This is a genomic window from Citrobacter sp. RHBSTW-00881 (assembly GCF_013728515.1).
In the GTDB taxonomy this organism is placed as follows: Bacteria; Pseudomonadota; Gammaproteobacteria; order Enterobacterales; family Enterobacteriaceae; genus Citrobacter; species Citrobacter braakii.
In genome coordinates this window covers 2,147,545-2,170,414 of sequence record NZ_CP056269.1, presented here as the reverse complement: position 1 = coordinate 2,170,414, position 22,870 = coordinate 2,147,545, and the positions used below count along the sequence as shown (strand labels likewise).

Annotated in this window: 23 protein-coding genes; 10 read left to right on the top strand and 13 right to left on the bottom strand. The window is 52.3% G+C overall.

Annotation, left to right across the window (positions count from 1 at the left end; translation table 11 throughout):
• Positions 1 to 36 precede the first annotated feature (36 nt).
• From rnd to HV311_RS10290, 5 genes are all read right to left on the bottom strand, one after another.
• Positions 37 to 1,152, bottom strand: a complete 1,116-nt coding sequence (gene rnd, locus HV311_RS10310) for a ribonuclease D (protein WP_191221190.1) — start codon at positions 1,150 to 1,152, stop codon at positions 37 to 39.
• A gap of 84 nt (positions 1,153 to 1,236) precedes the next feature.
• Complete coding sequence (fadD, locus tag HV311_RS10305; RefSeq protein ID WP_131346197.1) at positions 1,237 to 2,922, bottom strand: long-chain-fatty-acid--CoA ligase FadD; 1,686 nt, start codon at positions 2,920 to 2,922, stop codon at positions 1,237 to 1,239.
• 204 nt (positions 2,923 to 3,126) lie between these two features.
• Positions 3,127 to 3,711, bottom strand: coding sequence for a Slp family lipoprotein (locus HV311_RS10300; RefSeq protein WP_016153384.1), 585 nt, complete (start codon positions 3,709 to 3,711; stop codon positions 3,127 to 3,129).
• 94 nt (positions 3,712 to 3,805) lie between these two features.
• A complete protein-coding gene (gene tsaB / locus HV311_RS10295; protein ID WP_191221046.1) occupies positions 3,806 to 4,501 on the bottom strand; it encodes a tRNA (adenosine(37)-N6)-threonylcarbamoyltransferase complex dimerization subunit type 1 TsaB in 696 nt (231 codons plus the stop codon).
• Between the two features lie 58 nt (positions 4,502 to 4,559).
• Positions 4,560 to 6,470: an ATP-dependent DNA helicase gene (locus HV311_RS10290; protein ID WP_016156792.1), complete on the bottom strand. Its 1,911-nt coding sequence runs from the start codon at positions 6,468 to 6,470 to the stop codon at positions 4,560 to 4,562.
• 141 nt (positions 6,471 to 6,611) lie between these two features.
• Between HV311_RS10290 and HV311_RS10285 the strand changes: the two genes are divergently transcribed.
• Positions 6,612 to 6,956 (top strand): RidA family protein, encoded by a 345-nt coding sequence (locus HV311_RS10285; protein ID WP_016153387.1) that lies wholly within the window; start codon positions 6,612 to 6,614, stop codon positions 6,954 to 6,956.
• A 6-nt stretch (positions 6,957 to 6,962) separates the two neighbouring features.
• Here HV311_RS10285 and HV311_RS10280 read toward each other — a convergent pair whose 3' ends face one another.
• The gene (locus tag HV311_RS10280) at positions 6,963 to 7,142 is read right to left on the bottom strand and encodes a YoaH family protein (protein WP_016153388.1); all 180 of its coding nucleotides are present in this window, start codon (positions 7,140 to 7,142) and stop codon (positions 6,963 to 6,965) included.
• 83 nt (positions 7,143 to 7,225) lie between these two features.
• Here HV311_RS10280 and pabB point away from each other — a divergent pair, with 83 nt between their 5' ends.
• From pabB to HV311_RS10260, 4 genes are all read left to right on the top strand, one after another.
• On the top strand, positions 7,226 to 8,587 hold the full coding sequence (gene pabB, locus HV311_RS10275; RefSeq protein ID WP_046275024.1) for an aminodeoxychorismate synthase component 1: 1,362 nt from the start codon (positions 7,226 to 7,228) through the stop codon (positions 8,585 to 8,587).
• A gap of 3 nt (positions 8,588 to 8,590) precedes the next feature.
• Positions 8,591 to 9,169, top strand: coding sequence for a CoA pyrophosphatase (locus HV311_RS10270; RefSeq protein WP_016153390.1), 579 nt, complete (start codon positions 8,591 to 8,593; stop codon positions 9,167 to 9,169).
• Positions 9,170 to 9,352: 183 nt separating this feature from the next.
• Positions 9,353 to 10,717, top strand: a complete 1,365-nt coding sequence (gene sdaA / locus HV311_RS10265; RefSeq protein WP_191221045.1) for an L-serine ammonia-lyase — start codon at positions 9,353 to 9,355, stop codon at positions 10,715 to 10,717.
• Between the two features lie 130 nt (positions 10,718 to 10,847).
• Positions 10,848 to 12,449, top strand: a complete 1,602-nt coding sequence (locus HV311_RS10260; RefSeq protein ID WP_016156794.1) for an EAL domain-containing protein — start codon at positions 10,848 to 10,850, stop codon at positions 12,447 to 12,449.
• Positions 12,450 to 12,455: 6 nt separating this feature from the next.
• Here the strand turns inward: HV311_RS10260 and yoaE are convergent, their stop codons facing one another.
• A complete protein-coding gene (yoaE, locus tag HV311_RS10255) occupies positions 12,456 to 14,015 on the bottom strand; it encodes a CNNM family cation transport protein YoaE (RefSeq protein WP_016153393.1) in 1,560 nt (519 codons plus the stop codon).
• Positions 14,003 to 14,161 carry a protein YoaL gene (locus HV311_RS28235; RefSeq protein ID WP_371745393.1) on the bottom strand — a complete coding sequence of 53 codons (159 nt, stop codon included), beginning with the start codon at positions 14,159 to 14,161 and terminating at the stop codon, positions 14,003 to 14,005. Before HV311_RS28235 ends, yoaE begins: the two co-directional genes overlap by 13 nt.
• Before the next feature lie 313 nt (positions 14,162 to 14,474).
• Here HV311_RS28235 and manX point away from each other — a divergent pair, with 313 nt between their 5' ends.
• The 5 genes from manX (at position 14,475) to mntP (ending at position 18,679) form a co-directional block, all read left to right on the top strand.
• Entirely contained in the window at positions 14,475 to 15,437 is a 963-nt protein-coding gene (manX, locus tag HV311_RS10250; RefSeq protein ID WP_016153394.1) for a PTS mannose transporter subunit IIAB, read from the top strand.
• A gap of 58 nt (positions 15,438 to 15,495) precedes the next feature.
• The gene (gene manY, locus HV311_RS10245) at positions 15,496 to 16,296 is read left to right on the top strand and encodes a PTS mannose transporter subunit IIC (protein WP_016153395.1); all 801 of its coding nucleotides are present in this window, start codon (positions 15,496 to 15,498) and stop codon (positions 16,294 to 16,296) included.
• A gap of 12 nt (positions 16,297 to 16,308) precedes the next feature.
• Complete coding sequence (locus HV311_RS10240; protein WP_016153396.1) at positions 16,309 to 17,160, top strand: PTS mannose transporter subunit IID; 852 nt, start codon at positions 16,309 to 16,311, stop codon at positions 17,158 to 17,160.
• A 60-nt stretch (positions 17,161 to 17,220) separates the two neighbouring features.
• Positions 17,221 to 17,679, top strand: a complete 459-nt coding sequence (locus tag HV311_RS10235) for a DUF986 family protein (RefSeq protein ID WP_191221044.1) — start codon at positions 17,221 to 17,223, stop codon at positions 17,677 to 17,679.
• A gap of 433 nt (positions 17,680 to 18,112) precedes the next feature.
• A complete protein-coding gene (mntP, locus tag HV311_RS10230) occupies positions 18,113 to 18,679 on the top strand; it encodes a manganese efflux pump MntP (RefSeq protein ID WP_145981116.1) in 567 nt (188 codons plus the stop codon).
• Here mntP and rlmA read toward each other — a convergent pair.
• From rlmA to HV311_RS10205, 5 genes are all read right to left on the bottom strand, one after another.
• Entirely contained in the window at positions 18,676 to 19,485 is an 810-nt protein-coding gene (rlmA, locus tag HV311_RS10225; RefSeq protein WP_191221043.1) for a 23S rRNA (guanine(745)-N(1))-methyltransferase, read from the bottom strand. The genes mntP and rlmA overlap by 4 nt on opposite strands.
• A gap of 63 nt (positions 19,486 to 19,548) precedes the next feature.
• Positions 19,549 to 21,294 carry a peptidoglycan glycosyltransferase FtsI gene (gene ftsI, locus HV311_RS10220; RefSeq protein ID WP_016153400.1) on the bottom strand — a complete coding sequence of 582 codons (1,746 nt, stop codon included), beginning with the start codon at positions 21,292 to 21,294 and terminating at the stop codon, positions 19,549 to 19,551.
• A gap of 219 nt (positions 21,295 to 21,513) precedes the next feature.
• On the bottom strand, positions 21,514 to 21,723 hold the full coding sequence (gene cspE / locus HV311_RS10215) for a transcription antiterminator/RNA stability regulator CspE (protein ID WP_001062678.1): 210 nt from the start codon (positions 21,721 to 21,723) through the stop codon (positions 21,514 to 21,516).
• 12 nt (positions 21,724 to 21,735) lie between these two features.
• Positions 21,736 to 21,879: a DUF2627 domain-containing protein gene (locus tag HV311_RS10210; protein ID WP_006684179.1), complete on the bottom strand. Its 144-nt coding sequence runs from the start codon at positions 21,877 to 21,879 to the stop codon at positions 21,736 to 21,738.
• 635 nt (positions 21,880 to 22,514) lie between these two features.
• A complete protein-coding gene (locus HV311_RS10205; RefSeq protein ID WP_016156797.1) occupies positions 22,515 to 22,799 on the bottom strand; it encodes a YebO family protein in 285 nt (94 codons plus the stop codon).
• Positions 22,800 to 22,870: the final 71 nt, after the last annotated feature.

Sequence of the window (22,870 nt, the reverse complement as noted above, 5' to 3'; positions counted from 1 at the left end):
GGGTCAGCAAACGCGCGACCCGGCGAGCCTGGTGACTTACTGCGGGTATTCCTGCAGCAGCGCGTTGAGGCGATCGGACATCAATTCGCCACGCCAGCCGGAAACCAGCTCTGGCAGGGATTGCTGCGGCTTTAATTTCCAGTGCCAGTTGAGCAACTGGTTGATCTGGCGACGCGAAGCAAGAAGTTCGACGCTGAGATTATGTTCCGCACTCACCTCGGCAACCAGCGCTTTGATGGCTTTGAACGCCTTGCGATACCCTGGCATATCCATCAAATTCAGCAGCGGCTGCGGTAGCGACTCTTCCGGTAAAGCCTGGGCCTTTTCTACCAGGGCGATCAGCGTTTTACCGTGGAAACGAATTTCACTCCCGGAAAGACCCAGGCTATCCAGTTCACCCAGGCTGCCCGGCATATAACGCGCCACCGCCCACAGGTGCTCTTCACGCACCACGAAGTTTACCGCCAGATCGCGCTCGCGTGCTTTACGCAGTCGCCAGTCGGCAAGCAGTTGCAGGCAGGCTAGCTGACGGGTGCGCAGTTGCCATGCGTTGGTGATGTCACGCCAGGCGTCTTCTGGCGCCAGAATCTCCTGGCGACGCTGCTGCATTAAGCGGCATTCGTCCAGCGCAGCTGGCAGCCAGCCGCTGGTTTCGGTTTCAGCCATCAGTTTTGTGGTGATCGGTAACAGATACCAGACGTCAGCCGCCGCGTATTCGCACTGACGCTCGGTCAGCGGTCTGGCCAGCCAGTCGGTACGCGATTCGCTTTTGTCGAGCGCCACACCCGTAAACTCTTCCACCATCGAGGCGAAGCCCCACGACAGCGGACGACCGCAAAATGCGGCCAGGATTTGTGTGTCAATTAACGGCTGCGGAAGTTCGCCAAAAGCGTTGAGAAACACTTCCAGGTCTTCACTTCCCGCATGCAGGAATTTGGTGATGGTGGTATCACGCAGAATATCGCGCAGGGGCGACCAGTCGGTGATCCCTAGCGGATCAATCAGAGCAACGTGTTTGCCATCAAACAGCTGGATCAGCCCCAACTGCGGATAATAGGTACGTGTGCGAACAAATTCGGTATCCAGGGCTATCGCCGGAAATTCACGGACGGCTTCGCACAGCGTGGCTAACGCGTCGTCCGTGGTGATCATTTGATAATTCAAATCGTGCTCTCTTAGGTTTGCGCCAAAAAAAACGCCGGATTACCCGGCGTTTTCTACTGGCTGACTTAACGCTCAGCCTTTATTGTCCACTTTGGCGCGCGCTTCGTCACGTAATTCTCGTCGCAAAATTTTACCGACGTTAGATTTCGGCAACTCGTCGCGAAACTCCACTAGCTTCGGTACTTTATAGCCCGTCAGGTGACGACGGCAGAAAGTGATAAGCGCCTCATCAGTTAACGAGGCATCTTTCTTCACCACGAAAATTTTCACCGCTTCACCGCTGCTGCCCGACGGAACGCCGACCGCAGCCACTTCCTGTACGCCAGGATGTTGCATAACCACGTCTTCAATTTCATTTGGATAGACGTTAAAGCCGGACACCAGGATCATATCTTTCTTACGATCGACAATACGTAGGAAGCCTTCATTATCCATCACCGCAATATCGCCGGTGTGCAGCCAGCCGTCTTTGACGATTTCGTCGGTGGCGTCTGGTCGCTGCCAGTAGCCCAGCATCACTTGCGGACCTTTCACGCACAGTTCGCCCGGTTCTCCCGGCGGCACTTCGTTATCGTCGTCATCCACCAGTTTGACCTCGGTGGAAGGAACCGGTAACCCGATACTGCCGCTGTGGTAGTCGATATCATGAGGGTTGACGCTCACCAGAGGGGCACACTCCGTCAGGCCATAGCCTTCCAGCAGATACTGACCCGTCAGCTTCACCCATCGTTCAGCTACCGCCTGTTGAACCGGCATCCCGCCGCCTGCCGAAAGGTGCAGTGACGAGAAGTCCAGTTGTTGGAACTCTTTGTTATTCAGCAGCGCGTTAAACAGCGTGTTGACGCCGGTCATAGCGGTGAACGGATACTTCGCCAGCTCTTTTACCAGTCCCGGAATATCACGCGGGTTGGTAATCAGCAGGTTTTGACCGCCCAGCTCAATAAACAGCAGGCAGTTCATCGTCAGCGCAAAAATGTGATACAGCGGTAGGGCCGTCACCACCAGTTCTTTACCCGGATGCAGCAACGGACCATACGTGGCGTTAACCTGCTCAAGGTTAGCCAGCATGTTACGGTGCGTAAGCATCGCGCCCTTCGCGACACCGGTAGTCCCCCCGGTATATTGCAGGAACGCCAGATCTTCCGACACCACTTCGGGTTTCACATACTGCATGCGATAACCGTTTTGCAGCGCACTACGAAATGAGATGGCATCCGGCAGGTGATATTTCGGCACCAGACGCTTGATATACTTGACGACAAAGTTAACCAACGTCCCTTTGGCGGTCGACAGCTGATCGCCCATACGCGTCAGGATCACGTGTTGCACCGACGTTTTGTCGACGACTTTTTCCAGCGTGTGTGCAAAGTTAGACACGATGACAATCGCCGACGCGCCGCTGTCGTTGAGCTGATGTTCCAGCTCGCGAGGCGTGTACAGCGGGTTCACGTTCACGACGATCATGCCGGCACGTAAAATCCCAAACAGTGCGACCGGATATTGCAGCAGGTTCGGCATCATCAGCGCGACGCGATCGCCCTTCTTCAGCCCGAGTCCCTGTTGCAAATAGGCCGCAAATGCCCGGCTACGCTCTTCAAGCTTGCGGAAGGTCATCACCTCCCCCATGTTTACAAACGCGGGCTGATCGGCATACCGTCTTACTGAGTGTTCAAAGAGTTCCACCAGGGATTGATAACGGTCAGGATTGATCTCCGCAGGAACACCAGCGGGATAACGGTTAAGCCAAACCTTTTTCAATACATCACCTCTAAAATGCGTATTCGTCGTCATCACAACCCCAGGCAATAAACAAACTGTTAACATAATATTAACTCAGCGTACCAGTTTGTTTATTACACAACGACAAGGTTGCGAAGCACGTCACTATTTATTTTTCTTATATCCACGTTAATGCAGAAACAGCGGACGAGCCGCTGTTTCTTTTACTCATAAAACAAAGAGTTACTCAGTTACTATGGTCTGAACCTGTGCCGGGCCGGGATTGTACCATCCCCATCCACCGTAGCCACCGTAAGGCCAGCCACGCGCACCGTAGAACCAGGGGTCGATCGGCTGAGGCGGCATAACAATTTGCTGAGTAATATGCCAGCGTTTATAGCCAGTTACCTGCATCAGCATGAATTTATACGGCGTATTACCGATTTTTCCATCCACAGTACCGCTAATCGGACCGACGACGGTAACCAGTTGACCGCGGAAGTCCACCGGGTCGAGGAAGCCATTTACATCAGCATAAATTCGCCCGCGGGAGGCTTCGCCCAGCACCGGTCTCGCCCCGCTATCAAGAGGAACAGTGGCAATTTCCAGACGGGATTTCCCCTGCTGGTTCTGAATATCCACCACTTTACCGCCGAAACGCGCTTCCTGTCCGACATACAGCTGTGGCGCATTCATCACCCGCACCAGATCCTGCTGCGGCGTAGGGCTCGAACCTTTAATCGCGTCCGGGATGGTGACACAACCGCTAAGCATTAACGCGAATGCGCCCGCCAACACACCTTTCAATAACTGCTTTTGCACCGCCATATTGCGACTCCCTTTTCTTAGCTTCTGCCCCGACCAATTCACCATGCTGCGCACTGACGGCTATGCGAATTAACCAGGGATGTACTACTAAGATTCATTCTTTACCGGGAAGTTTCTTCCATGCCACGGTGTTACGTAAATAAACCGGTTCCGCATGTTCAACCGCCACGGTCTTACCGGCAGCTAGCATTTGCGTGGCAACAAGCAGCATATCTTCAGCCGCCGGAAGCAAAACGTCGCCATCGCTCAGCGTCAGACCGCTGTCTTTACCGAGCTCAGGCCAGGCAGGCCAGCCCGTTCCGACCGTTACCCACTCGCCAGACAGTTGCAGTAAACGCGCATGCACCTGCTCGGGGGTTAGCACCGCTTCGGTTTCTTCACCGTGCCAGTTGCCGTTCTCATCACGCAGGTATTCGGCCCAATAGACTTCGCCCATTCGCGCGTCGATCGCGGCCAGTACGCGGGTCGCGCCCGACTTACGCCAGGCTCCCTGCGCCATTGTTGCCAGGGTGGAGACGCCGATCATCGGTAAATTCGCGCCTAACGCCAGCCCCTGAGCAATGCCAATACCAATACGTACACCGGTGAAACTGCCAGGACCGCGACCAAACGCCAGAGCGTCGATATCGGTTAACGTGAGATCGCCAGCGGCCAGGATTTCCTCAACCATTGGTAAAATTCGTTGGGTGTGTTCTCGTGGGCAAAGCTCGAAATGAGCCTTGGTAGTACCGTCATTCCACAGGGCAACAGAGCACGCCTCTGTGGCGGTATCGATAGCCAGAATTCGCATGGGTGTTTGTGATCAGGTCAATAAATTTGGCGCGCATCTTACCACACTCCGTAACAAATTACTCAGTCGTTGGTATGGCAAGAAAACGAACAGCGCGAGCAATATCACGTGTCCGCGGCGCAGGCGGAAGGCTTGCCAGGAAAGTGGCACCGTAAGGTCGCATCACCAGACGGTTGTCGCAAATCACCAGCACCCCGCGGTCGTCAGCGTCACGAATCAGACGCCCCACGCCCTGTTTCAGGGTGATTACCGCATCCGGCAACTGAACGTCTTCAAACGGATCGCCGCCGCGCAAACGGCAGTCCTCCATCCTCGCTTTTAACAGCGGATCGTCCGGCGAGGTGAACGGCAGTTTATCAATAATCACCAGCGACAACGTATCGCCACGCACGTCCACCCCTTCCCAGAAGCTGCTGGTGGCAACCAGTAACGCATTACCTGCGCTGACAAACTGCTGTAACAGTTGCCCTTTACTGGTTTCGCCCTGCAGCAGCACGGGAAGGGTCATGGTGGCGCGGAATTGTTCCGCCAGATCGCGCATCATCGCGTGCGAGGTACACAGCATAAAGCAGCGACCGTTGTTCGCTTCGATAATAGGACGCAGCATGGATGCCAGCTGACGCGCCGCTCCCGGTTGGTTGGTTTGCGGGAGATTACGCGGCACGCACAGCAGCGCCTGGCGGGTGTAATCAAATGGACTTGGCAGCAGCATCGACTCGGCATCTTCAATACCCAGCCGCGCGGTGAAATGATGAAGGTCATCGTTTACCGACAGCGTCGCGGAGGTAAAAATCCAGCAGCCCGGCTTCTGTTCCATCACTTCTTTGAATTTATCCGCCACCGTGAGCGGCGTCAGCGCAAGGGTGAAATGGCGCGAGGTGCATTCATACCAGTAGCTGAAACCTGGCTGGTTGATCTCTTTCAGGCGCTTCAGACGAGTACGGTAAAGCGTGGCACGTTCAAACGCGGCATCCAGCAAAGCGGAACGTCCGAGAGACAGTTTTGCCACGTCGTAACACAGCTCCAGCGTGTCATCGAGCAACAAAAACGCGCGCTGTACGCGCGGGTCGGCCAGCAGTTCCCGCAAGTTTCCTCGATAGCCCGGCTCACCCAACTGCAGGCGGAAGTCCTGCGCGCTTTGCGCCAGCCGGTCGGCGCATTTTTGAAGCTGCTGAGTGTCTTTCAGCTCGGTGCGATAGGCAATGGTGATGTCTTTCGCCAGATCCAGCAGTTGGCGACTGGAGAGCGATTGACCAAAATACTGGCTGGCGATATCCGGTAACTGATGCGCTTCATCGAAGATCATCACTTCAGCTTCCGGGATCAGCTCGCCAAACCCACTCTCTTTCACCACCATATCAGCGAGAAACAGATGGTGGTTTACCACGACGACATCTGCATCCATCGCCTTTTTGCGCGCTTTAACGACAAAGCACTCTTTGTACAGCGGGCAGTCGCTCCCAAGGCAATTATCGTTTGTGCTCGTCACCAGCGGCCAGGCCTGAGAGTCTTCCGCCACGCTGACGCAGGTGCTGATGTCACCATCAAGGGTTTGATTTGACCAGGAGCGTAGCAGAATGACGTCACTTAAAGTCTGTACCGGCAGGTCACCGCCCGCCAGCGCCTGTTGTTCGAGACGCTCAAGACACAGATAGTTTGAACGCCCTTTCAGCAGCGCCAGTTTACCCGTGAATTCCAGAGCCTTCGCTACTGTGGGTAAATCGCGGCTGTATAGCTGATCCTGCAACGCCTTCGAGCCCGTGGAGACAATTACTTTCTTTCCGGCACGCAGCGCAGGGGCAAGATAAGCGTAGGTTTTACCTGTTCCTGTTCCGGCTTCGACAACAAGCGGCTGTGATTTTTCGATAGCATGACTGACGGCGAAGGCCATCTGCCGCTGTGGTTCACGCGGTTTAAAACCGGGTATCGCTTTAGCCAACTGACCGTCTGCTGCAAAATCGTCCGTCACACTGCCCCCTGTTCATTTGAACAGGGATTATGTCAGGCCAGCGGCTCTTTCGCCAGTTGAAGAGGTGACGTGGACACAACATTATGGCAGTCTTGGCGCAACCCGAAGCCATTATGAAAAAACGTAAATGAGGAATGATTTATGACGATTGTGCGCATTGATGCCGAAGCGCGTTGGTCCGACGTGGTTATCCACAACAACACGTTGTATTACACCGGCGTACCGGAAAATCTGGATGCCGACGCCTTTGAGCAAACGGCAAATACGCTGGCGCAAATTGATGCGGTGCTGGAAAAACAGGGCAGCAGCAAGTCACGTATTCTTGATGCCACCCTGTTCCTGGCGGACAAAAATGATTTTGCCGCCATGAACAAAGCCTGGGACGCATGGGTTGTTGCTGGTCACGCGCCGGTACGTTGTACCGTTCAGGCCGGGTTAATGAACCCGAAATACAAAGTTGAAATTAAGATTATCGCTGCGGTATAAGCGGCGTTATTCGTCTTCATCTTCAAAACGCGCCACGATCCGCTCGCCGGTATGGCTGGCGCGTAATTCAGCAGCCACTTTCGTAATCGCCTCGCCACTGCTCATCCCCTGGGATATCAGTTCATGAATGCGTTCAACCGCCTGTTGCTGCTGATCGTGCGTGAGTGAAGGTAAACCTGCAATCATGGTGAACTCCTGCTAAATTATTAGCGCTAATTATTTCATGCTACCCGGCACATAGCCAGTGAAGTAGCAACGAGTCAGGACTGATGAAGACGTTATCTCCCGCTGTAATCACACTCCCCTGGCGTCTGGACGCCGCTGAGCACTATTTTGCCACATTAAGCCACCAGCCCTGGGCAATGCTTTTGCATTCAGGCCATGCCGACCATCCGCATAATCGCTTTGATATTCTGGTCGCCGACCCCATTACCACGCTGGTCACACATGCAGAAGAGACCGTTGTGCATGACCATCACGGCACTATGCAAACGGTTGATGATCCGATGACAGTTTTACGTTCGGCGCTGACATCGCTGACTATTCAGCCCGATTATAATCCCGATTTTCCCTTCCAGGGAGGCGCATTGGGTCTGTTCGGTTATGACTTAGGCCGTCGTTTTGAATCTCTGCCAACGGAAGCCGAACAGGATATCACGCTACCGGACATGGCGGTTGGCATTTACGATTGGGCGCTGATTGTCGATCATCAGTTGCAAAGGGTGTCGCTACTTAGCCACTCCGATGTACAGGCACGACGCCGTTGGCTGGAAAGTCAACAGATTCCCGTGCGCGAACCGTTTTCGTTAACATCCTCGTGGCAGTCCAACATGACCCGCGCGCAGTATGGTGAAAAGTTCCGTCAGGTGCAGCGTTATCTGCACAGCGGCGATTGCTATCAGGTCAATCTTGCCCAGCGTTTTCAGGCGCATTATCAAGGAGATGAGTGGTTGGCGTTTGTACGTCTCAACCATGCGAACCGCGCCCCGTTCAGTGCGTTTATACGTCTTGAGGAGGGGGCGATTCTCAGCCTTTCACCTGAGCGTTTTATTCTGCTGGAAAACCAGCACATCCAGACGCGTCCGATTAAAGGCACGCTGCCCAGACTTGAAGATGCCGATGCCGATCGTCTGCAGGCTCAATCACTGGCGAACTCCCCAAAGGATCAGGCGGAAAACCTGATGATCGTCGATTTAATGCGTAATGATATCGGCCGCGTTGCCGAACCCGGTTCGGTACAGGTTCCGGAACTGTTCGTTGTCGAACCGTTCCCTGCCGTTCATCATTTGGTCAGCACCATTACCGCGCGTCTGCCAGAGTCATTGCACGCCACTGACCTGCTGCGCGCCGCCTTCCCCGGCGGCTCTATTACCGGTGCGCCAAAAGTGCGGGCAATGGAAATTATTGACGAACTGGAACCGCAAAGACGCAACGCCTGGTGCGGTAGCATTGGCTATCTGAGCTTTTGCGGCAATATGGATACCAGCATCACCATTCGCACGCTGACAGCCACCAACGGACGCATTTATTGTTCCGCTGGCGGTGGCATTGTGGCGGACAGCCAGGAAGATGCGGAGTATCAGGAAACGTTTGATAAAGTGAATCGTATTTTGCACCAACTGGAGAACTGACACGTGGAATACAGCAGCCTGACGCTTGATGATTTTTTATCGCGCTTTCAACTCCTGCGCCCGCAGGTTAATCATACTGCGTTAAACCAGCGTCAGGCCGCCGTACTGATCCCCGTCGTGCGTCGTGCACAGCCGGGGTTACTGTTAACTCAGCGATCCGTTCATCTGCGCAAGCACGCCGGACAAGTCGCCTTTCCCGGCGGCGCGGTGGATAGCAGCGATGCCTCGTTAATTGCCGCCGCCCTTCGCGAAGCGCAGGAAGAAGTGGCGATCCCACCATCCTGCGTGGAGGTGATTGGCGTTCTGCCGCCGGTCGACAGTGTGACCGGTTTCCAGGTCACGCCGGTGGTAGGCATTATCCCGCCAAATTTGCCGTATCGCGCAAGTGTTGATGAAGTTTCCGCCGTGTTCGAAATGCCGCTGGCACAAGCCCTGCATTTAGGTCGTTATCATCCGCTGGATATCTACCGTCGCGGCGATTCACATCGTGTATGGCTTTCCTGGTATGAGCAATATTTCGTCTGGGGAATGACCGCCGGAATAATTCGTGAGCTGGCGCTGCAAATTGGCGTCAAGCCCTGACTATACTTATCTTTACGCACACCATAGACAACTTGAAACTCAGGTCACAACATTAGTAAAACCGCGGTTATCTATTAGTTTAATTCATGTGAATAGTTAAGCCGATCGCCGCGTTCCCTCTTACACTATGCGCAGTTATAACATCGTTACTGGAAACCCCAGTCGCCCTGTAGGAGTATTATCGTGATTAGTCTATTCGACATGTTTAAGGTGGGGATTGGTCCCTCATCTTCCCATACCGTAGGGCCTATGAAGGCGGGTAAACAGTTCGTCGATGACCTGGTCGAAAAAGGATTACTGGACAGCGTTACTCGTGTCGCCGTCGACGTGTATGGTTCACTGTCGCTCACGGGTAAAGGTCACCATACCGATATCGCCATTATTATGGGTCTGGCGGGCAATGAGCCTGCTACCGTAGATATTGACAGCATCCCCGGATTTATCCGCGACGTAGAAACGCGTGGACGCCTGCTGCTTGCGCAGGGTCAGCACGAAGTGGATTTCCCGCATAATGACGGAATGCGTTTTCACAACGGCAACCTGCCGCTGCATGAAAACGGAATGCAGATCCACGCGTACAGTGGCGAAACCGTCATTTACAGCAAAACCTACTACTCTATCGGCGGTGGATTCATCGTTGATGAAGAACATTTTGGTCAGGATGCCGCGGGCGAGGTCAGTGTGCCTTATCCGTTCAAATCCGCCACCGAAATGCTGGAATACTGCAACAGCACCGGCCTGTCTCTCTCTGGCATGGCGATGCAGAACGAACTTGCTCTGCACAGTAAAAAAGAGATTGAAGAGTACTTTGGTAACGTCTGGCAAACCATGCAGGCTTGTATCGATCGTGGTATGAACACCGAAGGCGTGCTGCCGGGTCCGCTGCGCGTTCCTCGTCGTGCTTCAGCCCTGCGTCGTATGCTGGTTTCCAGCGACAAGCTGTCCAACGATCCGATGAACGTGATCGACTGGGTGAACATGTTCGCGCTGGCCGTTAACGAAGAAAACGCCGCGGGTGGTCGCGTAGTTACTGCGCCAACCAACGGTGCCTGCGGTATCGTGCCTGCGGTACTGGCCTATTACGATCATTTCATCGAGTCCGTCAGCCCAGATATCTATACCCGTTATTTCCTGGCGGCCGGCGCGATTGGCGCGTTGTATAAAATGAACGCGTCTATCTCTGGTGCGGAAGTGGGTTGTCAGGGTGAAGTGGGCGTAGCCTGTTCCATGGCTGCCGCGGGTCTGGCTGAACTGTTAGGCGCGAGCCCTGAGCAGGTGTGTGTTGCTGCTGAAATCGGCATGGAACATAACCTCGGCTTAACCTGCGATCCGGTGGCGGGACAGGTACAGGTTCCGTGCATCGAACGTAATGCCATTGCGTCAGTGAAGGCGATCAACGCCGCGCGTATGGCAATGCGCCGTACCAGCGCTCCGCGCGTCTCGCTGGATAAAGTCATTGAGACCATGTACGAAACAGGTAAAGACATGAACGCCAAATACCGTGAAACGTCACGCGGTGGTCTGGCAATCAAAGTTCAATGTGACTAATACTTATTTTTCGCCCATCTGCGACGGATGGGCGAATTTGCCCCCTCTCCCTCGTCTGGCGTAATTTTCCCCACTACACTTGCTCTGTTGCTGTTGGCTACTGTGACCAACGGCTTATCGGGCGGCCCGCATGCAAACAGCGCAAAGGATCATCAAGAACTATCGCCGGAATCGCTTAATCGTCTGCACATTATGTGCACTACTGACGCTCATTCTCACATTAACTGTCCGATTTATTTCGGAGCGTAATTTAAATCATCGCAATACCGTTACCTTTGCCAACCACGCCGTTGAAGAGTTGGATGACGTGCTTTTGCCCCTACAGACCGGACGCGATGTACTGCTACCGCTGATTGGGCTTCCCTGCTCAGTCGCGCGTTTACCTCTGAGTAAGCATGCAGCCAGACTGCAAACGGTACGTTCTATCAGCCTGATTCAGAGCGGGATCCTTTATTGTTCCAGCATTTTTGGCTATCGCAATGTGCCTATTCGCCAACTGGAGCCTGAATTACCCAGTCGGGAGCCGCAATTGCTGCTGTCTACCGACCATTCGTTGATTAAGGGCAGTCCGATTCTGACGCAATGGTATCCAGCATCTGCCGATGGCTCAGATGGCGTGCTGGAAATAGTTAACATTGATTTATTATCGTCCATGTTGCTTGAACCCCAGCCACCGCAAATTACCCATGCCAGCTTAACCGTCGGTAATCGCCATTTGCTATATGGACAAGGTGTTGTCGATACGCTACCTGAACTGGATAATGAAAAACGCTACCAGCTCTCATCGCAACATTTCCCCTTTACTATCAGCGTCACCGGTCCGGGTGCCAGCGAACTGGCTATAAAACATCTACCAACACAACTGCCGCTGGCGGTGATCCTAAGTTTTTTAGTGGGCTACCTGGCATGGCTGGCGACCGCCAGCAGAATGAGCTTCTCCTGGGAGATAAATCTGGCCCTTGCTGCACGGGAATTCGAGCTGTTTTGCCAGCCGCTACTTAATGCGCAAACCCAGCAATGTATGGGAGTGGAAATCCTTTTACGCTGGAATAACCCGCGCCAGGGTTGGATCTCTCCCGAAGTGTTTATTCCCATCGCAGAGGAGCACAACCTGATTGTGCCGCTTACCCGTCATGTCATCGCAGAAACCATTCAGCAACGGCACGTATTCCCGATGAGCAGCCAGTTTCATATTGGGATTAATGTTGCCGCCAGCCATTTTCGTAACGGTACGCTGCTAAAAGATCTCAACCAGTACTGGTTCAGCCAGCACCCTATTCAGCAGTTGGTTATCGAACTCACCGAGCGCGATGCGTTGCTGGATGTGGATTATCGGGTCGTGCGCGAGTTAAATAGGCTTGGCGTAAAGCTGGCAATTGACGATTTCGGCACCGGCAACAGCTCGCTCTCCTGGCTGGAAAAGCTTCGCCCGGATGTGCTGAAGATTGATAAATCATTTACCTCGGCAATCGGGACAGACGCCGTGAACTCAACCGTCACAGACATCATTATCGCTCTGGGGAAAAAACTGAATATCGAACTGGTGGCGGAAGGCGTTGAAACACAGGCGCAGGCACAGCATTTGCGCCGACACGGCGTACATTTATTGCAAGGCTTTTTGTATGCAAAGCCGATGCCGCTGCGCGATTTTCCCAAATGGCTGGCGGGCAGCACGCCGCCGCCCGCCCGGCATAACGGGCGACACAGTATGCACGTTATGCCGTTTCGCTAACCCCGCTTACTCGTCTTCGTCGTGAGCGGGTTGTTCTTTAACAATGCGAACTAAATCCACACGATAGTCATTGGCTTCGACAATCGTAATGCTCAACGGTGCAACATCGATAACATCACCTACGCGTGGAATATGGCCGTTAGCGGCAATGACTAAACCTGCCACCGTGGCGATGTCTTCATCTTCATTCACTAACGTATCCACGTCCAGCGCCTGTTGCAACGCATGCAGATCGGTACCACCTTTCACCAACCAACCGCCTGCATCAGCAATAATTTCAGGCGTTTCATCGGCATCCGGGAATTCACCGGCAATAGCTTCTAATACGTCCAACGGCGTGACCAGACCCTGGACTACACCAAACTCGTTAGTGACGATAACAAAGCTGCCGCGGGCGCGTCGCAGAACACCTAACAGATTGATAGGATCCAGCGTTTCCGGGACAATAATAGCCGGAGACGCGGAGGCAATGGCAGCCACATCCACACCGTCTTCCAGCGCGACCAGCAGCTCTTTAGCACGCACAATACCGATGATTTCATCCAGTTCGCCACGACACACCGGGAACAGGCTGTGTGGTGACGAGAGCAATTGCTCGCGAATTTCCTCCACGCTCAGGTCTGCATCAACCCAGCTAATTTCGCCACGAGGCGTCATAATGCCACGTAATGAACGCGACGCCAGAGAAAGGACGCCGTTGATCATATAGCGTTCTTCTTCCACAAATGCGCCTTCCGGGACGGGAACCGGCACCGGGTTGTCGGATTCCATCTGCGCGCTGGCCTGACTTTTACCCCCCATCAGACGCAGGATTGCATCGGCAGTGCGCGCACGCAGCGGCAGCGTCGACTGGTGGCGAATAAAGTTCCGACGGGCAATCTGGTTAAACAACTCAATGATGATTGAGAAGCCAATCGCCGCATACAGATAGCCTTTCGGAATATGGAAGCCAAACCCTTCGGCAACCAGGCTCAGACCGATCATTAACAGGAAGCTCAGACACAGCACCACCACCGTCGGATGTTGGTTCACAAATCGTGTCAGCGGCTTAGAAGCCAGCAGCATCACGGCCATAGCAATCACGACCGCCGCCATCATCACCGGCAGATGGTTGACCATACCGACCGCCGTAATAACGGCATCCAGCGAGAACACCGCATCGAGGATGACAATCTGCGTCACAACAACCCAAAAACTCGCATACCCTTTTGCCTGGCCGGTATCATGTTCACGGTTTTCCAGCCGCTCATGCAGCTCTGTCGTGGCCTTGAACAAGAGGAAAATCCCCCCCAGCAGCATGATCAGATCGCGCCCCGAGAACGAGTAGTCCATTACCGTAAATAGCGGCTTAGTTAGCGTCACCATCCACGAAATCACGGACAACAAGCCCAGGCGCATAACCAGTGCCAGTGACAAACCGATTAAACGCGCTTTATCTCGCTGTTTTGGCGGCAGCTTATCAGCCAGGATCGCAATGAAGACTAGGTTATCAATACCCAGAACAATTTCGAGAACGACAAGCGTGAGCAAACCCACCCAAATCTGCGGGTCCATTAATAATTCCATGACAAGCTCCTGCTTAAGGAATGACCAAACTGCGCGCTGAGGATCTCAGGCGTTGAAGCGATATGCAGAGAAAATTTGTGGCAAAAAGTGCCAATCTGACAGGCTTGATACGGCCTGATAGTGAAATGACGTCGGTGACGATCCATATGGTGAGCTACTGCCCTATACTCCTGAGTAATTAAACCGATGCTAAACATAACAGAGACAACCGTTTTTTAGCAAAGATTTACCTTCCTTTGCAATAAGTTGTTTCGGAGATATTTTACCCTTCGAAATTTCTTTTTATCGGAAGTTAAATTACGGATCTTCATCACATAAAATATTTTTTTCGATATCTAAAATAATTCACGAAAATCATAGGTTTTTCTTTGTAACCCTTATCTGAATCGATTCGATTGCGGACGACGATTCAAATACATCTTCACGTTGATGTGTTAACGATAATAAAGGAGGTAGCAAGTGACCATTGCTATTGTAATAGGCACACATGGTTGGGCTGCAGAGCAGTTACTTAAGACAGCAGAAATGCTGTTAGGCGAGCAGGAAAACGTCGGCTGGATCGATTTCGTTCCAGGCGAAAATGCCGAAACGCTGATTGAAAAGTACAACGCTCAGTTGGCAAAACTCGATACCAGTAAAGGCGTGCTGTTTCTCGTTGACACATGGGGAGGCAGCCCGTTTAACGCTGCGAGCCGCATTGTCGTCGATAAAGAGCATTACGAAGTCATCGCCGGTGTGAACATTCCCATGCTGGTTGAAACCTTCATGGCGCGTGATGACAACCCCAGCTTCGATGAATTAGTAGCACTGGCCGTTGAAACCGGTAGCGAAGGCGTGAAAGCGCTGAAAGCAAAACCGGTGGAGAAAGCCGCTCCAGCCCCAGTCGCGGCGCCAAAAGCAGCAGCTCCCGCCAAACCGATGGGGCCGAACGATTATATGCAGATCGGCCTGGCGCGTATTGATGACCGCTTAATCCATGGTCAGGTGGCAACTCGCTGGACCAAAGAAACCAACGTAACACGCATTATCGTCGTCAGTGATGAAGTCGCCGCCGATACCGTGCGTAAAACGCTGCTGACCCAGGTTGCACCTCCGGGTGTGACGGCGCATGTGGTTGATGTCGCGAAAATGATCCGCGTCTACAACAACCCTAAATATGCAGGTGAGCGTGTGATGCTGTTGTTTACCAACCCGACCGACGTAGAACGTATCGTTGAAGGTGGTGTGAAAATTACCTCTGTAAACATTGGTGGTATGGCTTTCCGTCAGGGTAAAACGCAGGTAAACAACGCAATTTCTGTCGATGAAAAAGACATCGAAGCCTTCAAGAAACTCAACGAACGCGGTATTGAGCTCGAGGCTCGTAAGGTTTCTACCGATCAGAAACTGAAAATGATGGATTTGATTGCCAAGGTGAAATAACGCCCTGGCATTTACTTAGTTTTCACACTTAAGTCTGTATAGCAATAGGAGAAGTACAATGGAGATTACCACTCTTCAGATTGTGCTGGTGTTCATCGTCGCATGTATCGCGGGTATGGAGTCGGTACTCGATGAATTTCAGTTCCACCGTCCGTTGGTGGCCTGTACGCTGATTGGTGCCGTTCTCGGTGATATGAAAACCGGTATCATCATCGGTGGTACCCTGGAAATGATCGCCCTGGGCTGGATGAACATCGGTGCTGCGGTTGCACCTGATGCCGCACTGGCCTCAATTATCTCTACCGTTCTGGTTATCGCGGGTCACCAAAGCATTGGTGCAGGTATCGCGCTGGCTATCCCACTGGCAGCAGCAGGCCAGGTACTGACCATCATCGTTCGTACTATCACCGTAGCATTCCAGCACGCAGCGGATAAGGCGGCAGAAAACGGTAACCTGACGGCGATCTCCTGGCTGCACGTATCCTCCCTGTTCCTGCAGGCTATGCGTATCGCTATCCCGGCGGTAATCGTGGCGATTTCTGTTGGTACCAGTGAAGTTCAGAGCATGCTTAATGCCATTCCGGAAGTTGTGACCGGTGGTCTGAACATCGCAGGGGGTATGATCGTAGTGGTTGGTTATGCGATGGTCATCAACATGATGCGCGCAGGCTACCTGATGCCATTCTTCTACCTCGGCTTCGTCACCGCGGCATTTACTAACTTCAACCTGGTTGCTCTGGGTGTGATTGGCGCAGTAATGGCTATCCTCTACATTCAGCTGAGCCCGAAATATAACCGCGTAGCCGGCGCACCTGCTGCTGCGGCTGGCAATAACGATCTCGATAACGAACTGGACTAGCAGGTGAGCGAAATGGTTGATATGACTAAAACTACCACCGAGAAAAAACTCACTCCGAGTGACATTCGTGGCGTGTTCCTTCGTTCTAACCTGTTTCAGGGTTCCTGGAACTTCGAACGTATGCAGGCGCTGGGTTTCTGTTTCTCCATGGTGCCGGCTATCCGCCGCTTGTACCCGGAAAACAACGACGCTCGTAAGCAGGCTATTAAGCGTCACCTGGAATTCTTTAATACCCATCCGTACGTAGCGGCCCCCGTATTGGGCGTTACGCTGGCGATGGAAGAGCAGCGTGCAAACGGCGCAGAGATTGACGATGGTGCCATCAACGGTATCAAAGTTGGTCTGATGGGACCGCTCGCAGGCGTGGGTGACCCGATCTTCTGGGGTACCGTACGTCCGGTATTCGCCGCACTTGGCGCAGGTATCGCGATGAGCGGCAGTCTGCTTGGACCACTGCTGTTCTTCATCCTGTTTAACCTGGTTCGTCTGGCAACCCGTTACTACGGTGTTGCATACGGCTACCGTAAAGGTATCGATATCGTTAAAGATATGGGGGGCGGCTTCCTGCAGAAACTGACTGAGGGGGCGTCAATCCTCGGCCTGTTTGTCATGGGGGCATTGGTTAACAAGTGGACGCACGTAAACATCCCGCTGGTGGTTTCCACTATCACCGGTCAGGATGGTCAGACTCGTGTCACCACTGTGCAGACTATCCTTGACCAGCTGATGCCGGGTCTGGTTCCTCTGCTGTTGACTTTCGCCTGTATGTGGCTGCTGCGTAAAAAAGTGAACCCGCTGTGGATCATCGTTGGCTTCTTCGTCATCGGTATCGCGGGCTACGCTGTCGGACTGCTCGGCCTGTAAGACTGTTGTACACCGCCGGGGGCTTGCCCCCGGTTTTTCTATTTAGAGGGTTGAGGATTCATGACTATCACGGACCTGGTGCTGGTTCTTTTTATCTTTTCGCTGCTGGCGTATGCCATTTACGATCAGTTCATCATGCCCCGCCGTAATGGCCCTACTCTGTTGTCTGTCGCCCTGCTTCCTCGTAGCAGAGTCGACAGCGTTATCTTCCTTGGCTTGATTGCTATTCTTATCTACAACAACATCACCAGCCACGGCGCGCAATTTACTACATGGTTATTATGTGCACTGGTATTGATGGGACTGTATCTGTTTTGGAGCCGTACGCCAAAAATCATCTTCAAACAGAAAGGCTTTTTTTTCGCCAATGTCTGGATTGAATATAACCGGATTAAAGAGATGAATTTATCTGAAGACGGTGTCCTGGTGATGCAATTAGAACATCGAAGATTACTGATTCGCGTACGTAATATAGACGATCTCGAAAACATATATAAACTTTTAATTTCAAATCAGTAAGTTACAAATATAGCCTGAACTATGTTTTTTATATATCCATTCAAGAATAAACATAGCTAAGGCTATATCCCACTGCTCATAATGTTATTTATTTTAACGTTTTATTTATAAATAAACCTAAATGAAAATCGTTTTCAATTAGAGGCCAAATATTATTTCTGCGTTTCTTGTTTTATATTCTCAAAATATGTTAAGGTTGCGCCCGTCGTTGGGGAGTAGCCGATTTCCAGACTCCGGAAATGTACGTGTCAACATACTCGTTGAAAAACGTGGCGCGTACGGACTGATCTTACAGGTTCAGTCAGGCGAGACCATAGGCACATCAACTGCAATGCATACCTGAATGGCGCTGTATTTACAGTGATTCCAGCCTGTATGCATGGTTACTGGGGGCAGTGATGTGTGTTATGGATACCCCGGTCAGGACGCTGTTATGAATCTCACCGCTACTGTTCTTCTTGCTTTCGGCATGTCGATGGATGCTTTCGCTGCATCAATTGGCAAAGGCGCCACCCTGCATAAGCCCAAATTTTCTGAAGCACTGCGCACCGGCCTTATTTTCGGCGCCGTTGAAACGCTTACGCCGCTCATTGGCTGGGGCATGGGTATGCTCGCCAGCAAATTTGTACTGGAGTGGAACCATTGGATCGCCTTCATTCTGCTGATCTTTTTAGGCGGACGAATGATAATAGAAGGCTTTCGTGACGACGGGGATGAAGATGAAGAGCCACAGCGCCGCCATGGCTTCTGGCTGCTGGTCACCACCGCCATTGCAACCAGTCTCGACGCAATGGCCGTCGGGGTGGGTCTGGCTTTCCTGCAGGTCAACATTATTGCCACAGCGCTGGCCATCGGCTGCGCCACGTTGATTATGTCTACGCTCGGCATGATGATCGGTCGTTTCATTGGCCCGATGCTGGGCAAGCGAGCTGAAATTTTGGGCGGGCTGGTACTGATAGGTATTGGCGCCCAGATCCTCTGGGCACACTTCCACGGTTAATTCAGGCGCTGCCAGATATGAATACTAAAGTCTGTCTGGCAGTCAAACGTCGTTTTTCCGGCTAACGTTTCCCACACTTCCGGCTTTGCCCGCCAGGCGAACGGCGTCATTTGCAGTAACGCAACGGCCTCGCTGCCTTTGAGCTGCATCTGATACCCCAGCGCAAGACTCTCTTGCAGAACAAAACCGTCCAGTTGCTCAGTGTGTGGCGCATGCAAACGCACCTCATCATAAATCAGCCCTTTCAGCTCCATTAAATGACGCGGACCCGGCGTGGCGGTAATAACCCAGCCACCCGGTTTGACCACGCGAGCCAGCTCCGGCGCTTTACAGGGCGCGTAGATCCGGATGATGGCATCCATTGACTCGTCGGCAAACGGCAGGCGATGGCTGGAGGCAACGCAAAAGGTCACCTGCGAATAACGACGGGCTGCGGCCTTAATCGCCACTTTAGAAACGTCAAGACCAAAGGTTGTACAGCCCGTCAGCGCATCGGCAAACGCATGGGTGTAATACCCTTCCCCACAGCCAATATCCAGGATCGCCGCATCTTCTGAACTCAACCTCTGGGTGAGCGCATCCACAATTGCATCGCGCAGCGGCTGATAGTGTCCGGCATCGAGAAATGCCCGGCGCGCCTGCATCATCTCCGCGCTATCACCCGGATCGCGCGACCGTTTGTGCTGAACCGGCAGTAAGTTGACATACCCTTCTTTCGCCACGTCAAACTGGTGCCGCCCAGGGCAGACAAAACTGTTATTCGCTTGAGTAAGAGCCTGGTGGCAAAGAGGACAGGAAAACGACATGACAACTCCGGCAGGTGACTTAAGGGCGCAAGTGTAACGCGAATTGCGCCCTGGGAAAATAACTTACAGCGACGGCGAGGATACGTTGCTGCCGTGCATTACCAGCAGATGATCGGAGCCGGGAGGCATTCCGTCCGGCTTTACGTTTTCCAGACGCAGGACATCGCCCATTATCTGGCTGAATACCGGCGCGGAGACTGCCCCCCCATAATAAGCACCGTTTTGCGGGTTATTTATAACCACAACCAGCGCGAACTTTGGGTCGCTTGCTGGCGCAACGCCCGCCGTATAGGCCACATATTTATCGACATATTTGCCGTCATCGCCAATTTTCTTTGCCGTTCCGGTCTTAACCGCGACGCGATAATCTCTGACCGCGGCCTTGGTTCCCCCGCCGCCGGGTAGCGCGACGCTTTCCATCATATGTTCAACCTGGTGAACCAACGCCTCCGGCATCACTCGCGTACCGATTACCGGCGGATCGATACGTGTAATAGAAAGGGGTCGATAGATACCAAAACTGCCGATGGTGGCATAGACATGCGCCAGCTGGAGCGGCGTCACCATTAATCCATAACCAAATGCGAAGGTTGCCCGGTCCAGATCGCTCCAGTAGCGGCGTTGAGGCATTAATCCGCGACTTTCCCCGGTTAAACCCAGTCCGGTTGGATCGCCAAAGCCAAAGCTTTTATAGGTATTCAGTAATTTCTGTACCGGCATCGCCAGAGAAAGGTGTGACACGCCGGTATCGCTCGATTTCTGCAAAATCCCGGTCAGCGATAGCTCCGGGTAAAATCCGACGTCGCGGATGCGATGCCCATCAACAATAAAAGGATGAGTATCAATCACACTGTCAGGCTGTACTATCCCCTGCTGCAGAGCGGTCATAATCACCAGTGGTTTTACGGTTGAACCGGGTTCAAAGGTATCGCTAATTGCACGATTACGAAAATCATCCAGTACCGCGCCATCACGGTTATTGGGATTGAAATCGGGAAAGCTTGCCATGGAGAGTATTTCGCCGGTGGCAATGTTGACCAGCACTGCGGCCCCTGATTCCGCTTTATTCCATGTCACGGCATTGTCCAGCGCGTCTTCAGTAACCGTCTGCAAGCGCTCATCAATGCTGAGCTGTAATTCATGCGCAGGCACCGGCATCACTTCCGTGATATTTTCGATGACATGGCCAAATTTGTCTTTACGTACCAGGCGGGAGCCAGGTTTGCCCATCAACTGGCTATTGAAGCTTTTCTCCAGCCCTTCAATCCCCTGACCGTCAATGTTGGTGAAACCAATCAGATTGGCCGCAACATGTCCGGCGGGATAAAAGCGGCGGGACTCTTCACGCAGGTTGATTCCCGGCAGATCCAGTTTATCGACCCATTCTGCCTGCTGAGGAGAGATCTGGCGCGCCAGATAGATAAACCGCCCGGCTGGATTGCTGTTAACGCGTTCAGCCAGCGTGCTGAGAGAAATATGCAGCGTCTTCGCTAACGCCTGCCAACGTTCGTTATAGCCAACGCCACCCTTGCTGATAATCGTCTTCGGATCGGCCCAGACGGCGTTAACCGGAACGCTTACCGCCAGCGGTCGCCCTTCTCTGTCGGTTATCATTCCGCGTGGCGAAGCGATGGACACCTCGCGTAAGGAACGCATGTCTTCCTGTTTTACCAGATTCGTCGGCGTGACAATTTGCAACCACGCAACCCGTCCCAGCAGCAATCCAAGGCTCAATAATATTGCCACACAAAGCAGGGCAAAACGTACGGGAGTAAAATTGCGCGCATCGCCGTCGTTTTTCTTTTTCACCCGAACTCCAACAAGATAGTTTTTCAGGTGTCTGATTTAACGGGAAATGCCGCAAGAAAGCGGGGAAAACTATGCTACGAACATCACGCCTTTGCAACAAAGCGCTAATGGATGGGCATTCAGTAATATTTTGACGTAATTAGAATTAAAAAGCCCCGCATAAGCGAGGCTTTATATCTGAGATGGATGCGCAAAAGCGCTTCAAATCAGTGGTGTCGATCAGATAGCTGTTACGTTAACAGCAGCCGGACCTTTCTGGCCGTCCTGAATTTCGAACTCAACGTTCTGGCCTTCAGCCAGAGTTTTGAAGCCGTTACCCTGGATAGCGGAGAAGTGTACGAACACGTCTTTGCTGCCATCAGCCGGAGTAATGAAACCAAAACCTTTAGACTCGTTGAACCACTTAACTTGACCTTTAATCTTTGCCATTTGCAAAATTCCTTAGAGTATTTTCTTCGCCCGCGGGCATAACATAGATAAAACTGAGACATTACTGCTTGAGGCACTAATATAAGGTTCGGCAGAGAAGCGGTATTCAACGTCAACGTGTTTACTCAGGACTTCTTTACTGAAAATGCCACACATAAACAGAACTGTACCTCGTTTAACCCAAAACGTGTTATCACATACAACGTTAATAATGGCAAGCCATTTTTAAACGTGTCTCGATCGGTCGCACAAATCCCGTCGTCCATCAAACAGCAACTGCACAGTTATGCGCCAGGTCGAGTAGAATTATATTCTCGCCTCTCTCCCCTATCCCGCCTGACTTGCGCCATAGCCGGGATATTTCTACCATAGCTCAATAGCTTCAGTTGTTCCAGGTTATCTGTTACGGGTTCTGCCAGATATCATTTTTTATGCTTAGTAATGCATAAAATGTCACAAGCGTAAAAATGAGATCCGCCTTCTGGTTTTGCACCAAAATAATGAAAGAATGATGACAAGGCACAAAAAAAGTAAGAGAAACGTTTCGCTGTTAATAAAACGATCGTTATCACAAAAATGACATAATCATATTTTTTACGTATGGAAGATTATATTTATATCAGACTGGGGATAAGATATTAATTAGTCGGAGCATCTGAAAACACTGAGAATAGATGACTGCCCGGCCGCCAATTACACGACGGGGACAGAAGAAAATAATCTGACGCGCTGACGACAGGATGAAGCAACTGAGAACAACAACAACCGTTCCTCATCCTGCCATACCTTTTTTACCGCTCAGCTACCAGGCGGATGATGTCATCGTCTTCATCCTTAATGGGCAGTGCAGTAGGCTCTGCCGCTTTCTCGGGTTCGTTAGCTTCGCAAAGGCGACGTAACAAAGCGTTCTGTCTTTTTTGCTGATCTAACAATGCTTCAAGCAACTCAATCTGCTCGTTAGTACGCGAACTTGCCCGATTGATAAAAAACCAAAGAACAAGCCCAACAATCAGAACCACCACCGATACCGCTAAAGACGCAAAACTCAACGCGCCAGAATTCAAAACTTCGTTCATTTTACCACCTCAATGTAGACAGTGTAGTTTACCACTGCCGCACAAGAAGGTAATCAACTGTTGCGAAAATG

Coding starts and splice junctions, on each gene's coding strand:
- rnd (WP_191221190.1), bottom strand. CDS start 1,152: ATGATCACCACGGACGACGCGTTAGCCACGCTGTGCGAAGCCGTCCGT.
- HV311_RS10300 (WP_016153384.1), bottom strand. CDS start 3,711: ATGGCGGTGCAAAAGCAGTTATTGAAAGGTGTGTTGGCGGGCGCATTC.
- tsaB (WP_191221046.1), bottom strand. CDS start 4,501: ATGCGAATTCTGGCTATCGATACCGCCACAGAGGCGTGCTCTGTTGCC.
- HV311_RS10285 (WP_016153387.1), top strand. CDS start 6,612: ATGACGATTGTGCGCATTGATGCCGAAGCGCGTTGGTCCGACGTGGTT.
- HV311_RS10280 (WP_016153388.1), bottom strand. CDS start 7,142: ATGATTGCAGGTTTACCTTCACTCACGCACGATCAGCAGCAACAGGCG.
- pabB (WP_046275024.1), top strand. CDS start 7,226: ATGAAGACGTTATCTCCCGCTGTAATCACACTCCCCTGGCGTCTGGAC.
- HV311_RS10260 (WP_016156794.1), top strand. CDS start 10,848: ATGCAAACAGCGCAAAGGATCATCAAGAACTATCGCCGGAATCGCTTA.
- yoaE (WP_016153393.1), bottom strand. CDS start 14,015: ATGGAATTATTAATGGACCCGCAGATTTGGGTGGGTTTGCTCACGCTT.
- HV311_RS28235 (WP_371745393.1), bottom strand. CDS start 14,161: ATGGATCGTCACCGACGTCATTTCACTATCAGGCCGTATCAAGCCTGT.
- manY (WP_016153395.1), top strand. CDS start 15,496: ATGGAGATTACCACTCTTCAGATTGTGCTGGTGTTCATCGTCGCATGT.
- HV311_RS10240 (WP_016153396.1), top strand. CDS start 16,309: ATGGTTGATATGACTAAAACTACCACCGAGAAAAAACTCACTCCGAGT.
- HV311_RS10235 (WP_191221044.1), top strand. CDS start 17,221: ATGACTATCACGGACCTGGTGCTGGTTCTTTTTATCTTTTCGCTGCTG.
- mntP (WP_145981116.1), top strand. CDS start 18,113: ATGAATCTCACCGCTACTGTTCTTCTTGCTTTCGGCATGTCGATGGAT.
- rlmA (WP_191221043.1), bottom strand. CDS start 19,485: ATGTCGTTTTCCTGTCCTCTTTGCCACCAGGCTCTTACTCAAGCGAAT.
- cspE (WP_001062678.1), bottom strand. CDS start 21,723: ATGGCAAAGATTAAAGGTCAAGTTAAGTGGTTCAACGAGTCTAAAGGT.
- HV311_RS10210 (WP_006684179.1), bottom strand. CDS start 21,879: ATGTGTGGCATTTTCAGTAAAGAAGTCCTGAGTAAACACGTTGACGTT.
- HV311_RS10205 (WP_016156797.1), bottom strand. CDS start 22,799: ATGAACGAAGTTTTGAATTCTGGCGCGTTGAGTTTTGCGTCTTTAGCG.